At 67.3% G+C, this 14,312-nt stretch carries 10 protein-coding genes, 1 tRNA gene and 1 pseudogene; 7 read left to right on the forward strand and 5 right to left on the reverse strand.

What is annotated here, in order from left to right; genetic code table 11:
- The 4 genes and pseudogenes from ACP96_RS02640 to ACP96_RS02655 all read right to left on the reverse strand — a co-directional run.
- Nucleotides 1–784: pseudogene (locus tag ACP96_RS02640) on the reverse strand (ABC transporter permease); the annotation flags it as partial.
- Nucleotides 781–1,851: an ABC transporter permease gene (locus tag ACP96_RS02645; RefSeq protein ID WP_050032038.1), complete on the reverse strand. Its 1,071-nt coding sequence runs from the start codon at nt 1,849–1,851 to the stop codon at nt 781–783. The gene ACP96_RS02645 and the pseudogene ACP96_RS02640, both read right to left, overlap by 4 nt.
- Nucleotides 1,852–1,956: 105 nt before the next feature.
- Nucleotides 1,957–3,822: an ABC transporter substrate-binding protein gene (locus tag ACP96_RS02650; RefSeq protein ID WP_050032041.1), complete on the reverse strand. Its 1,866-nt coding sequence runs from the start codon at nt 3,820–3,822 to the stop codon at nt 1,957–1,959.
- An 84-nt stretch (nt 3,823–3,906) separates the two neighbouring features.
- Complete coding sequence (locus ACP96_RS02655; RefSeq protein ID WP_050026137.1) at nt 3,907–4,284, reverse strand: dihydroneopterin aldolase family protein; 378 nt, start codon at nt 4,282–4,284, stop codon at nt 3,907–3,909.
- 174 nt (nt 4,285–4,458) lie between these two features.
- Here ACP96_RS02655 and ACP96_RS02660 point away from each other — a divergent pair, with 174 nt between their 5' ends.
- From ACP96_RS02660 to ACP96_RS02690, 7 genes are all read left to right on the forward strand, one after another.
- On the forward strand, nt 4,459–5,784 hold the full coding sequence (locus ACP96_RS02660; protein ID WP_050032042.1) for an amidohydrolase: 1,326 nt from the start codon (nt 4,459–4,461) through the stop codon (nt 5,782–5,784).
- 698 nt (nt 5,785–6,482) lie between these two features.
- Nucleotides 6,483–7,982 carry a hypothetical protein gene (locus tag ACP96_RS02665; protein ID WP_050032078.1) on the forward strand — a complete coding sequence of 500 codons (1,500 nt, stop codon included), beginning with the start codon at nt 6,483–6,485 and terminating at the stop codon, nt 7,980–7,982.
- 103 nt (nt 7,983–8,085) lie between these two features.
- Nucleotides 8,086–9,375: an adenosylhomocysteinase gene (locus tag ACP96_RS02670; protein WP_050032044.1), complete on the forward strand. Its 1,290-nt coding sequence runs from the start codon at nt 8,086–8,088 to the stop codon at nt 9,373–9,375.
- Between the two features lie 440 nt (nt 9,376–9,815).
- Nucleotides 9,816–10,559 (forward strand): endonuclease NucS, encoded by a 744-nt coding sequence (gene nucS / locus ACP96_RS02675; RefSeq protein WP_050032045.1) that lies wholly within the window; start codon nt 9,816–9,818, stop codon nt 10,557–10,559.
- Nucleotides 10,560–10,682: 123 nt separating this feature from the next.
- The gene (locus ACP96_RS02680) at nt 10,683–11,213 is read left to right on the forward strand and encodes a 50S ribosomal protein L16 (protein ID WP_012659307.1); all 531 of its coding nucleotides are present in this window, start codon (nt 10,683–10,685) and stop codon (nt 11,211–11,213) included.
- Nucleotides 11,214–11,308: 95 nt separating this feature from the next.
- Nucleotides 11,309–13,363, forward strand: a complete 2,055-nt coding sequence (locus tag ACP96_RS02685; RefSeq protein ID WP_050032046.1) for a DEAD/DEAH box helicase — start codon at nt 11,309–11,311, stop codon at nt 13,361–13,363.
- A gap of 54 nt (nt 13,364–13,417) precedes the next feature.
- Nucleotides 13,418–13,488, forward strand: a tRNA-Pro gene (locus tag ACP96_RS02690).
- A 94-nt stretch (nt 13,489–13,582) separates the two neighbouring features.
- Here the strand turns inward: ACP96_RS02690 and ACP96_RS02695 are convergent.
- Complete coding sequence (locus tag ACP96_RS02695; RefSeq protein ID WP_050026118.1) at nt 13,583–14,176, reverse strand: beta-class carbonic anhydrase; 594 nt, start codon at nt 14,174–14,176, stop codon at nt 13,583–13,585.
- Nucleotides 14,177–14,312: the final 136 nt, after the last annotated feature.

The following is a 14,312-nucleotide window of genomic DNA, read 5'->3' on the forward strand; positions in this document are numbered from 1 at the left end:
TCTCTCCTTGAATTAGGTAGTTGTTCCGGAAGCGTCGGACCGTGTCGTCTCGCGGCGTCCAGTCTGCGAGCCGGTAGTGCGTCCGGTAAACGTCGAAGCCGCGCCACAGCCAAGCGAGGAACGCGGTCGCGTACGCGAACACGAGCCCCGTCCGGATCGCCCACGCGACGGCCGGCGAGAGGCCGAGGAACGTCCCCTCCCAGCCGCCCCCGGGGAGCCGGTGTCCCGCGTTCGGGATCAGCTCCCGGCTGGTGATCGAGGGGAGCGACGACGCGAGCGCGTCGGCCCCGCCGGTGATCGCGCCGACGAGCGCGGAGAACGCGCCGCCGACCGGCGTGTACGCGATGAGCCCGGCGGCGGCGACGAGGACGAACGTCAGCTCAGCGCGTTTCGCCCAGCGGTGACCCCGGCGCGAGAGGTCGAACCCGAGGACGTCGACGGCGCCGTCGGGCACGCTTCCGGCGACGGGGACCGTGACGGCGAGCGCCATCAGGATCGCCGTGAGAGCGGTCGCGACGAACCCGGCCGCGGAGCCGAGCGTCCCCGCCACGTTGCCGCCGACGGAGGTCGGAATGCTCGCGAGTATCTCGACGGTGAACCCGACGATTCCGAACACCTGACCGACGCCGGCGAACACGCGACCGATCTCGAGCAAGAGCAGGAACGCGAGCCCGGCGAGCCACACCAGCGCCGGCCGCGGGTTCTCTCGGATGCGATCTCGGAACAGCGTGTCGTCGTCCGGTTCCTCGAACTCGTCCGTGGAATCGCTCTGTCTCGTGCTCATTGGTCGTACCCCACGCGGGGATCGATGACGGTGTACAGGAAGTCCTGGAGGATGTTGAGTCCCAAGATGATCACCGTGAAGAGGAACAGCAAGGCCCCGGCCATCGGCAGGTCGCCCTGCGTGAGGGCCTGGAAGAAGATCCGCCCGAGCCCGTTGATGTTGAAGATCTGTTCGACGATCACGGAGCCGCCGATGAGGAGGAAGGCCTCGCTCGTGATGACCGGCAGCAGCGGGATCAGGGCGTTCCGGAAGATGTGCTTCCAGACGATCACCCGGTCGGAGAGCCCCTTCGCCTTCGCGGTCTCGACGAACTTCGAGTTGACCGTCTCCAGCATCGCGGTCCGCCCGATTCGGAGCTCCGCCGCCATCGACGCCGACCCGAGGATGAGCGCCGGCGGCAGGATGAGCTTGATGTCGATCGCCAGCGCCGTCCAGTCGTTGATGTACGGCAGGGGGAACATGAGAACGTCAGTGGTCGAGATCCACTCGAGCCTCGGGGTGCCGGTGATGCTGATGTTTCGGGCCGCGAAGTCCGGACCGAGGGTGTACCAGTTGATTCCGAGCAGCTCGCCGCCCTCACGGGTGCGCCGAAGCACCGCCAGCGCGATCACGCACAGCCAGAAGTTCGGCAGCGCCTGCCAGACGATACCGCCGAGGGAGGCCGCGTAGTCGCCGAGGGTGTTGGGGTTGAGCCCGGCGTAGAAGCCCAGGGGGATCCCGATGAAAAGCGGCAGCAGGATCGCCCAGAACCCCAGCCAGAGCGTCGCGGGCGCGGCGTTGACGGCGATATCGAGGATGTCGCGTTCGGCCTGAACCACCCACGACTGGCCGAAGTTGAAGGTGATGAAGTCGGTGATGAAGTCGACGTACTGTTCCCACAGCGGGTCGTTGAGCCCCAGCCGTTCCCGGAGCTGTTCTCTGTCCGCCGCGCCCGCTTGGGGGCCGAGCCGCGCGGCGACCGGATCGATCGGCCCCGCCCGGAGCATGATGAACAGGAACGTCAACACGGAGAACAACACCGGGACGGTGAGCAGGAGCCGCTTGACGAAGTACTCCCAACGGCTCATGGTATCTTACGGTCTCTTGGGGTCGTGGTGGGCATGGATCGGCTCAATATTGGAGGGTGTCTCGTGCAATAACTAAGTGCTTCGATAGCGGGAGGTCGAGCGGTTCTACTCCGCTTCTTCCTCGAGGAGGGTCTGCCAGTCGAGGTAGAAGCCGTTGGTCTCGGTGGGCATCGTCGACGTGTCGGTGTTGCGCGGTTCGAGCTGGAACATCCCGTACGGGACGGCGGGCCAGCTCCAGATCCACCCGAGGCTGTACATCTGGAGATCGCCGTCCTCGCCGCGGCTCTGCAGGGTGGAGAACTGCGACGTCTCCAGCGACATGTTGATCCCGGTGCCGGAGATCAGGTCGCGAATGAGCTCGCCGGCCGTCTGGAACACCTCGCTCTCGTAGGTCGTAAGCGTCACATCGACCGGATCGTCGGGCGTGATGCCGGCCTCTTCGAGAACCGACTGCGCGCCTTGTATGTCGCTCTCGCCGAGACTGTACGGATACGCGTCGAGGAAGTCGTTGTAGCCGTCGTTCCCGGTGGGCCAGATCGCCGGCGGAAGGAACGTGTAGGCCGCCGTGCCGCGGCCGGCGAACACCTCTTGGACGATCTGCTCTTTGTTCATCACGTACGCGATCGCCTGACGCGCCGCTCGCTCCGTGTTCGAGACGTTGAACGCGAAGTAGTACGTGCTGATCTCGGCGACGCCGACGTAGTTGACTTCCTCGTTCAGCTCGCCCGCCGGGCCGTACGTCCCGACCTGACGGCCGCGGTCGTCGGCCTCAGCGTCGACGGCGTCCGCCTCGTACGCGAACGTCGGCATCTCGAAGATGTCGGCGTTCTGTTCGAGGGCGTAGGTCCACTGCGCTTGGCTGTCTTCGATGATCTCCCAGTTGACGGCTTCGACGCTCGCGACCTCACCGTAGTAGTCGTCGTTACGGACGACAGTGACATCCTCGTCGACGTTGAACGCGTCGAGCTCGAACGGCCCGGTACCGTTCGCGACTTCGGTCGAGAACTCCTGGTGAGTGACCTCGCCGTCGTACCCGTCGATATCGCCGACGTACCCCTCGGGAATGACCGAGAAGCTGCTGTACGCGATGACGTCGAGCACGTCGGGATTCGGACCGACGAGCTGGATTTCGATGGTCCGGTCGTCGACGACTTCGATCGCGAGCGAGTCGGCGACGACGTTGCCGTCGTCGTCCGTCTCGGCGTCGATGCCGAGACCGACGGGCTGGTTAAGCGTAAAGCCCGCGCGCTCGGAGTTCTCCGACTCGACGGTGCGGCGCCAGGAGTACTTCACGTCTTGGGCCGTCATCTGGGTCCCGTCGTGGAACTGGACGTCGTCGCGGAGCGTGAACGTCCACGTGGTGCCGTCCTCGGAGACCTCGTACTCCGCTAGCAGCTGGTTTTCGACCTCCGGGACGCCGTTGGGGAACGACGTCAGGTTCTCGTAGATCTGCGTGATGACCCGGGAGGACTCCGTGTCCGTCGACATGATCGGGTCGAGTTCGTCGAACGTGCTGGCGATGAGGTTGAGTTCGCTCTGTCCCTCGACGGTCGTCGTGTTGAGCTGCTGCCAGTGGGAACCGAGCGCGCCAGTCAGCGGGACGTCGACGTAGTCGTACCAGAACCGCTCGGTGAGGCTGTGATACAGCGGGATGACCGCGGCGTCGTCGCGGACCGCCTCCTCCATCTCGATGTACGCCTCCTGTCGGAGTTCCTCGTCCTCCGGGAGGGGGTTGTTGACGGCGCGTTCCCAGGCGGCCTGCGCCTTGTCGGCGTTGGTGCGCTGGGGCTCGTCCTCGCCGTCTTCGCCGTCCGTTCCGTCTTCGCCGTCGGTGTCGTTACCGTCGCTGCCGTCGGAGGGCTCCTGATCGGAACAGCCGGCGAGGCTTACCGCCGCCCCGCCGCCAAGGAGGCCGAGTAGCCGTCGTCGGCTCGTGCTCTCAACAGCCTCTCCATTTGCTGGATCGGGCATATCATACCGATTTTGGTAGCGTATACTAAAGCCTTCCTCAAAGTAACGTACAGACACTAAGAGAATCGGGATGCGACTGGACGGTCAATTGATCGCGCCGTTCTCGTCGGTTCCGTCCGCCTCGTCGTCGACCGAGACCAGCTCCATCAGCGGGTAGCCGTCGCGCATCGCCATCCGGGTTCGGACGGTCACGCCCTCGTAGGCGATCCGCATCTCGACGTCCATCAGCGAGCCCGTGAGTTCCGTGTAGCCGTTCTCGTGGTCGATCGCGTCGGCGACCCGGTCGTCGCTGATCTCGACGGTTACCGACTCGCAGAACGGCTGGTTCTCGATCGACTCCGCCATCGCGGCCTCCAGACTGCGCGCGCTCGACGGGCTGACGGGCGTCCCCGCGAACTGGTGGTACAGCGAGCCGAACTTGATCCCGGCCTCGAAACACGCCTGCTGGGCGTCGGTTGCCATGGGCGAACTCCGGCGTCGGCGGGGAAAGAACGTTCGGAGGCGGCGCCGGCGGGGCGGGCGGGGGCGACTGCGCACCCCGTGTCGCTCGCGTCGCTCGCTCCGCCCCCACCGCCCCCACCGCCCGCGCCGCCAGCGAACGGAAGGCGTTAGGTCCGCCGGCCGGAATCGGGAGCCATGAACACGCTTCGCGTGACGGGCGGACGGGTGCTCCGTTCCGACGGCCGCGTGACCGAGTCGGACGTACTGGTCGACCGCGACGCCGGGACGATCGTCGCGGTCGACGACGAAACGCCAGAGGACGCGGCGAGCGAGAGCGTCGACGGGACGGCCGACGAGACCCTCGACGCCGACGGCGGTCTCGTGATCCCGGGGCTCGTCAACGCCCACACCCACGTCGCGATGACGCTCCTGCGCGGCTACGCCGACGACAAGCCCCTCGACCCGTGGCTGCGCGAGGACATCTGGCCGGCCGAGGCCGAACTCACGCCCGACGACATCGAGGCCGGCGCCGAACTCGGCGTGCTGGAGATGATCCGGTCGGGGACGACGGCCTTCGCGGACATGTACTTCGCGATGGACCGCGTCGCCGACGCCGTCGACCGCGCGGGCCTTCGGGCGCGCCTCGGCCACGGCGTCGTCACGGTCGGGAAGGACGCGGAGGACGCCCGCGCCGACGTCGAGGAGGGCCTGGAGGTCGCGGCGGCGCTCGACGGCGCCGCGGACGGCCGGATCCGGACCGCGTTCATGCCGCACTCGCTGACGACGGTCGGCGAGGAGTACCTCCGCGAGGGCATCGCGGAGGCGCGCGAGGCGGGGATTCCGGTCCATCTCCACGCGAACGAGACGACCGACGAGGTCGACCCGATCGTCGACGAGCGCGGGGAGCGACCGATCGCGTACGCGCAGGATATCGACGCGCTCGGCCCGGACGACTTCTTCGCGCACGGCGTCCACCTGGACGGCTCGGAGATCGACCGGCTCGCCGACGCGGGGACCGCGATCGTCCACTGCCCGGCCTCGAACATGAAGCTCGCCAGCGGGATGGCCCCGGTCCAGCGCCTCCGCGAGGCGGGCGTCACGGTCGCGCTCGGCACCGACGGGGCGGCCTCGAACAACGACCTCGACGTCTTCGACGAGATGCGCGACGCCGCGATGCTCGGGAAGCTCGCCGCGGACGACGCGAGCGCGGTGCCCGCCGCGGCGGTCGTGGAGATGGCCACCGCCGGCGGGGCCGAGGCGCTCGGTCTCCCCGGCGGCCGGATCGAGCCGGGCGCGGCCGCCGACCTCGCGGTCGTCGACCTCGACGCCCCGCACCTCACACCGGTCCACGACCCCGTCTCGCACCTCGCGTACGCGGCGCGCGGGAGCGACGTGCGCCACACCGTCTGCGACGGCGAGGTCCTGATGCGCGACCGCGAGGTGCTGACGCTCGACGCCGAGGCGGTTCAGGAGCGGGCGGCGGCGGCCGCGAGCGACCTCGTCGATCGGGTCGACGAATAGTGATTAGGCGTTTTGGGTGATCGTGAGCGAGAGCGGAAGTACGTGTATCAATTCGGTTGATCGGTTGTTTATAAGTGATCGAGTGGTGTTGCTGTCGGCTGTTTATACGTGGTTGCTGGCTGCGGATCGACGGTGAACGCTTCCAAAGCCCCAGCCGTGAGGGCTCGATGGGCTCGTTGCGGTCCTCGTCACTCGCGTTGCTCGTTTCTGCGGTCCTTACGTCGCCCGTCTTCACCCTCACGGCTGCCCCTTTGAGTCCCGCCCGCCCGCAACCGCACCGCAGCCTCACACCTCCCCAGCCTCGCGGTTCGCGCTCTCCGAGCGCTCACCGCGTCCCTCGCGGGCTGGCTCGCGGCCGCCGGTGGCGGCCGCTCGCAGGCGCGCCACCGCGTCGTTATTTATAAGCGATCGTCGCTATCGCTTGTATGTTTTTAAATATGCTCTTGCCATAACCGATCTGCAACACTCACTCCCGGCCTGATTCGCCACCGAAATCATCGATCGTGATCGGAGCGCGCCCGAGCCGCGGACCGATGCTATCAAGCCCGAACCGGCATCGATCAGGAGCGATTAACCGTCCGATCTCGCCGAATCCACGAACGGCCGAGTCAGCGCCGTTGACCCGAATACAATCCGGTTTAAACCGGCTTAACGGAGTTCCCTTTTTATAGGATAACGCTGCCACGGACCGGATGCACATGAGCAAACGCACGATTGGCCTGCTGTTGATCGCGGTCGTCGCGCTCGGCGCGATGACCGGCGTCGCGGCCGCCGAGGGCGAACTCGGCGTGGCCGTCGACAAAGACGCGGACGGGACATCGACGGTCACGGTGACCGAGAACGACACCGCGGTGGAGAACGCCACCGTGGTCGTGAGCGCGGTCGATGAGAACGAGTCGTACGCGGGAGCGGGCGAGTACGAGACGGACGCGAACGGCACCGTCGACCTCGAAGCCCCCGAGGAGAACGTGACGGTCGAAGTCGCGGCGGCCTCCGGGAACGAGACCGCCTCGACGACGGCCGACCTCGAGGTCCCCGACGGCCTCGAGCTCGACGTCGAGAACACCGGCGGCGAGCCGATCGTGACGGTGACTGACAACGACACCGCGGTCGAGAACGCCTCGGTGAACGTCACCGCCGCCGACGAGAACGACACCTACGTCGGCGCGGGCGAGTACGAGACGGACGCGAACGGCAGCGTCACCCTCGACGCCACCGAGGAGGACGTGACGATCGAGGTGACCGCCGAGTACGAGAACGACTCCGTCACGGAGACGGTCGATCTCGAGACCCCCGAAGGACTCGCGCTCGAGGTCGAGAACACCAGCGGTGAGCCCGTCGTCACGGTCACCGACGACGGCGAGGCCGCGGAGAACGCCTCGGTGAACGTCTCCACCGCCGACGGCCAGAACGTCACCTACGCCGGCGCGGGCGACTACGAGACCGACGAGAACGGTACGGTCACCCTCGACTCCGCCGACGAGAACGTCACGGTCGACGTGACCGCCGAGTACGAGAACAACTCCGTCTCGACGACGGTCGACCTGCTCGTGGAGGGTGACGAGGCCGAGGACCAGCCCTTCGGCCGGCTCGTGCAGGACTTCGTCGACCGTCTGCAGGACCGCGAGGGCGGCATCGGTGCCGCTGTCTCCGACTTCGCGACGGAGAACAACCCGGGGAACGCCCCGGATCACGCCGGGAACCCGGGCGGCCCGAGCGATGCGGGTAACGGAAGCGACACCGACAACGGAAACGACGCGGACAACGGAAACGACGCAGGCGACGCGGACGACGGCCCCGGTAACGCGCCCGATCACGCCGGACCTGGCAACGATAGCGACGGCGAGCAGGGACCGCCGGACCACGCGGGCCAAAGCGGTGACGACGGCGACGACGCGAACGAGAGCGATGACGACGAGGAACGCGGACCGCCGGATCACGCCGGGCCCAGCGATGACGACGGCGACGATGCTGACGACGAGGACGAAACGGACGACGGCGACGATGCCGACGACGCGGAAACGGAAGCGGACGACGCCGAGGAGAGCGACGACGGTGACGATGACGGTGAGGACGGTGACGATGACAGCGACGACGGAGACGCTGACGACGACGATGACGATGACGACGGAGGCGCTGACGACGGCAACGCCGGAAACGGTCCGAGCAACGGACAGGGTAACGGTCCGCAGAACTGACGGCGCGTCTCGCGCCGGCCCGGTTCGCGTATCGCTGACGCTTCTTTTTCCGGATGCGCTCGGTGTCGGCAGGGTTTAGTGCGCCGTGAGCGAACCGGAGAGTATGAGCGAAACTTCGTATCCGCCGGTGTCACAGCACCTCTCGGACGTCGAAGCGGCCCGAGAGGAGGGCCGCCGGAAGATGGACTGGGCGCTCCAGCACATGCCGATTCTGAACTCCCTCCGCGACGAGTTCGTCGACGAGCAGCCGCTCGACGGCGAGACGATCGCGATGGCGATGCACGTCGAGGCGAAGACGGCGAACCTCGTCGAACTCCTCGCCGACGGGGGCGCCGAGGTCGCGATCACCGGGTGTAACCCGCTCTCGACGCACGACGACGTGTCGGCCGCGCTCGACACCCACGAGTCGATCACCTCCTACGCGGTCCGGGACGTCGACGACGAGGCGTACTACGACGCGATGCACGCCTGCATCGCCCACGAGCCCACCATCACCGTCGACGACGGGATGGACATGGTGAAGCTGGTCCACGAGGAGTACCCGGATCTCATCGACTCCATCGTCGGCGGCGCCGAGGAGACGACCACCGGCGTCGACCGGCTGCGCGCGATGGACGCCGACGGGGAGCTCCACTATCCCGTCTTCGCCGTGAACGACACGCCGATGAAACAGCTGTTCGACAACGTCCACGGCACGGGCGAGTCCTCGCTCGCGACCATCGCGATGACGACGAACCTCTCGTGGGCCGGCAAGAACGTCGTCGTCGGCGGCTACGGCCAGTGCGGCAAGGGCGTCGCCAAGAAGGCGTCCGGGCAGAACGCGAACGTCATTATCTGCGAGGTCGACCCCCGGAAGGCCCTAGAGGCCCACATGGAGGGGTACGAGGTCCTCCCGATGCGGGAAGCCGCGAAGAAGGGCGACGTGTTCATCACGACGACGGGTAACCGCGACGTGATCACCCGCGAGCACTTCGAGGAGATGGAGGACGGCGTCCTCCTCGCGAACGCGGGCCACTTCGACGTAGAGGTCAACCTCGAGGACCTCGACGACCTCGCGGTCGACCGCTACGAGGTCCGCGACGGCGTCGAGGGGTTCGAGATGCCCGACGGCCGCGTGCTGAACGTCATCGCCGAGGGGCGGCTCGTCAACCTCGCGGCGCCCATCTCGCTGGGCCACCCGGTCGAGGTGATGGACCAGAGCTTCGGCGTGCAGGCGGTCGTCGTCCGCGAACTCGCGGAGAACGGCGAGCGCTACGAGCCCGGCGTCCACGACGTGCCCGACGAGCTCGACCGCGAGGTCGCGGACATCAAGCTCGCCGCCGAGGGCGTCGAGTACGACGAGCTCAGTGATGAGCAGCGCGAGTACATGGACAGCTGGGAGCACGGGACGTAAGGCAGCGGCGTCATTTATAACTCGAAGTGCGGTGGCGCGCCCCGGTGAGCGGCCCAGAGGGTCGCTCACCGACGGTGCGAGGGAGTCGGGGCGGCGCTTATAAGCGCCGCCCCGACGAGGCTGGGGAGGCGTGAGGTGCGGGGCGGTTGCGGTCGGGCGGGACTCAAAGGGGCAGCCGGCGAGGCGAGCGCAGGCGACACAAGGACCGCAAGGAGGGAGCGCTAGCGACCGACTGAGGACCGCAGCGAGCGTGCGCTCACCTCGCCGGCTGGGGCTTTGGAGGAGTTCACCGGGCCGTCGGCAGGAACGGTTTATAAGCGATCGACAGCAGCATCGATCCCGTAGCGCACTCCACCACCGTCGACAACAACGACGTAAAACCGACCTCCACACACCTCGCCCTCGCGCCCTTTTTGAGCGACAATCACGTACGACTCGTAGTGACAGTCACGAGCGTCCACGACCCGAGCCACCGCGAGGCCCTCTGGGAGCTGGAGGACGCCTTCGAGCGCGGCGACCTGATAAGCGTCTTCGGCCGCTGCACCGTCAGCTACGAGGGGCGCGCCGCCTCCGATCTGGGCGCCGGCGACCGGCTGCTCGTGTTGAAGCCCGACGGCGCTGCCCTCGTCCACACCGACGAGGGGCGCCAGCCGGTCAACTGGCAGCCGCCGGGGTCTGAACACCACGCCGCGGTGCGCGGGGGGCAGCTCCGCGTGCGCTCCACCAGAACTAACCCCGACGAGACGCTGATGGTCCGCTTCGAGCGAGTCCACCAGCTCTCCGCGATGGCCGTCACGGGCGGGCGCGACCTCACGCTCCACGGGAGCGAGGAGGACCTCCGGACCCGAATCTTGGAGCGCCCCGAACTCGTCGAACCGGGGTTCGAGCCGCGCGAGACCGAACGCCCCTCCAGCGCCGGCCCGATGGACGTGTTCGGCGTCGACGCCGACGGCACCCCGGTCGTCGTCGAGCTGAAACGCCGGCGGGTCGGCCCGGACGCGGTCGGGCAGCTCGCCCGGTACGTGCGGGCGCTCAAGGAGGAGTTGGGGGGAGAGGAGCACGGCGACGACCCACCCACGGTCCGCGGCGTCCTCGTCGCGCCCTCGATAACCGATCGGGCCGCCGAGCGGCTCGCGGACCGCGGGTTCGACCACGTCGCGCTCGAACCGACGCCCGAGGAGTGATCGAGTAGAGTGATAACGCGTAACGCGGACTACTGAGGCGAGTAACGGCCCGAAAACGGGGTGACGACGCCTCACTATCGAAGGCTTTATCGCCGCAGCACCGGCTACATCGGACAAGTAGCCATGTCTGACAAACCCGCCTCTATGTATCGGACGATCGACAAGCCGTCGTACACCCGCCGCGAATACATCACGGGCATTCCCGGTTCGAAGATCGCTCAGCACAACATGGGCGACCTCTCCGCGGAGCCGGACGACTACCCCGTCCAGATCAGCCTCCGCGTCGAGGAGGAGCTCCAGATCCGACACGGCTCGCTCGAGAGCTCCCGGCTCTCGGCGAACCGCCACCTCATCAAGGAGCTCGGCGAGGGCAACTACAAGATGACCCTCCGCAAGTTCCCCCACCAAGTCATCCGGGAGAACAAGCAGGCGACCGGCGCCGGCGCGGACCGCGTCTCCGACGGGATGCGACAGGCGTTCGGCAAGCCGGTCGGAACCGCCGCGCGGCTCAACAAGGACGACATCGTCTTCACGGCGTACTGCGACGTCGAGCAGGCCTCCGTCGTGAAGGAGGCGTTCCGCCGCGCGTACAACAAGCTCTCGCCGCCGTGCCGGATCACGGTCGACCGCGGCGAGGAGCTGCTCGTCTCGTAACTCCGCGGACCCTTTTCGAGGCGCGGTTCTCGCAGTCGTGAGCCGCGCGCGCCGAGCCGAACTCCTGAAATACCTCGCTCGCGTACCGAACGGCAGTGTCACAGCAGTTGGCCGAGGTCGAGACGCTGTTCCTCCACGAGGCGCGGAGCGACTACACCGTCGTCGCGAACCGCGACGGCAACCGGGTGCTCCGCGGGCGGCTCGAACTCAAGGAGACCTCCGCAGGCCCGCGGCCGGGGAAGTTCCGCGTGATCCGCGACGGCGAGGACCAGCCCCGCCAGCCCGACGAGTTCGTCGACCTCGCCCGCGCGGCCGGGCGGATCCGGATCTCCGAGCAGACCTCGCCGGAGAACCGGACGCGGCTGAAGGAGATGCTTGACGGCTACCAGCTTGAGGCGACGGCAGTCCGGACCTGCCGGCGCTGCGCGGGCGACGGGCGGTACGGCCCGATCACGAGCGAGAGTGCGATCGAACACAACGGCGAGCTGATCTGCCGCGACTGCGCCCGCCGGGAGCTGGAACGCGAGCTGTCGTACAAAGGCGAGTTCACGGGCGCCGCCGAGGAGCGACTCGAAGAGCTCCTCTACGAGTCCGGCGACTTGGACCGGATCGTCAACCTCCTGCAGGGCGGGCTCGACCCCGACCTCACCAAGTACGACGAGGTCTCCGCGAACGTCGACGACGTCTCGCCGGTCCGGACCGAGGACCTGGATCTCCACACGGACCTCTCTGCGCACCTCCAAGGGCGCTTCGAGGAGCTGCTTCCGGTCCAGAGTCTCTCGGTCCGGAACGGCCTCCTCGACGGGAAGGACCAACTCGTCGTGAGCGCGACCGCGACCGGGAAGACCCTCGTCGGGGAGCTGACGGGGATCGACCGGGCGCTGAAAGGCGACGGGAAGCTCCTCTTCTTAGTCCCGCTCGTCGCGCTCGCCAACCAGAAGCACGAGGACTTCGAGGACCGCTACGGCGACCTGCTGAACGTCTCGATCCGGGTCGGCTCCTCGCGGGTGAACGACGACGGCAACCGTTTCGACCCGAACGCCGACGTGATCGTCGGCACCTACGAGGGGATCGACCACGCGCTTCGGACCGGAAAGGATCTGGGCGACGTCGGCACCGTCGTCATCGACGAGGTCCACACCCTCAAAGAGGGCGAGCGCGGCCACCGGCTCGACGGGCTCATCTCCCGGCTGAAGTACTACAGCGAGAACCGGATGGAGACGCACTCGGGGTACGACGGCACCCAGTTCGTCTACCTCTCCGCGACGGTCGGGAACCCCGAGTGGCTCGCCGAGAAGCTCCGGGCGACGCTCATCGAGTACGAGGAGCGCCCCGTCCCAATCGAACGCCACGTCACCTTCGCGGACAGCCGCGAGAAGGCCCAGATCGCCGACAAGCTCGTGAAACGGGAGTTCGACACGAAGTCGTCGAAGGGGTACCGCGGGCAGACGATCATCTTCACGAACTCGCGGCGGCGCTGCCACGAGATCAGCCGGAAGCTCCGGTACGACTCCGCGCCGTACCACGCCGGCCTCGACTACAAGCGCCGGAAGACGGTCGAGCGACAGTTCGGGAACCAGGACCTCTCGGCGGTTGTCACCACCGCGGCGCTCGCGGCCGGCGTCGACTTCCCCGCCTCGCAGGTGATCTTCGACTCGCTGGCGATGGGGATCGAGTGGCTCTCAGTCCAGGAGTTCTCCCAGATGCTCGGCCGGGCCGGACGCCCGGATTACCACGACCGCGGCCGAGTCTATCTCCTCGTCGAGCCCGACGGCGTCTACCACAACTCCATGGACCGCACCGAGGACGAGGTGGCGTTCACCCTCCTCAAAGGCGAGATGGAGGACGTGGCGACCCACTACGACGAGACCGCCGCGGTCGAGGAGACGCTGGCGAACGTCGTCGTCGCGGGCAAGAAGGCCAAGCGGCTCAACGACCGCATGATCGGCGACGTGCCGACGAAACACGCGATCGGCAAGCTGCTAGAGTGGGAGTTCATCGACGGCTTCGAGCCGACGCCGCTCGGTCGCGGGATCACGAGGCACTTCCTCGCGCCCGACGAGGCGTTCTTTATGCTCGACGCGATCCGGAAGGGGACCGACCCCTACCAGATCGTCGCCGACCTCGAACTGCGCGACGACGAGGAGTGAAACCCGCCCGCGCAACGAAACGCTTTACCGGCCGATGCGGGTACGTATGGGTGCGGGACCGTGGGTTAGTGGTATACTCCGGGCCTTGGGTGCCCGTGACCCCGGTTCGAATCCGGGCGGTCCCATTCTGCTGCTGCGAGCGATACCGCGAGCAGCAGCAGTGGAGCGGATTCGAAGTAGGGAGTGAAGCGGGCGACGCCCCGGTTGCCGTGTTCGAGCTCAATCCCGTCGTTCGCTGATCGCCTCGGCGAGGCGCTCGTCCGGACGGCGCAGTTCGCCGGATTCGACCTCGTAGACGTAGCCGGTGACAGTCACGTCGTCGGGAATGAACGCCGATTCGCGGAGGTACGCGACCTGCGCGGCGCAGGCCTCGTCGATGTCGTCGGTCATCTTCACCCAATCCATGAGGTCGGCGTCACCGATGTTCAGCGCCGGCAGCGCGGGATCGAGGTCGGTACCGTCGAGATCGCCGACCTGTGCTTCGAGCCCTTCGCGAACCGCTTTGTCGGGGGCGCTCATCATCCCGCAGTCGGTGTGGTTGATCACGATGATCTCATCGGTGTCGAAGAAGTTCGTCGTGAGCGCCGCCGACCGGATCACGTCGTCGGTGACCTTGCCGCCGGCGTTGCGGAACACCTGCGCGTCACCGAGTTCGATTCCCAGCGCGTCCTCGATCGGGATTCGCTCGTCCATGCAGGCGACGACGAGGAGGTTCTCGTCGGTGGGGATCCCCTCGCGACGACGACGGGCCCAGGCGGCCCGGTCGTCGACGGTGGCGTCGACACGTTCGTGGTGGTGCTCGTGGTCGGACATCGAGTAGACCAACGGGCGGGATCACCGGCCCGATTTCGGTGGGGACGGTCGCTGCCGGGGCCGCAGATCACCAGCAAGAATATCTGATTCCTGCGAGCGCGAAAACGAGTCATCAGCGACGAAGCGCAGTCAAGTG

Origin of the sequence: Halorubrum halophilum, from assembly GCF_000739595.1 — an archaeon.
In the GTDB taxonomy this organism is placed as follows: domain Archaea; phylum Halobacteriota; class Halobacteria; order Halobacteriales; family Haloferacaceae; genus Halorubrum; species Halorubrum halophilum.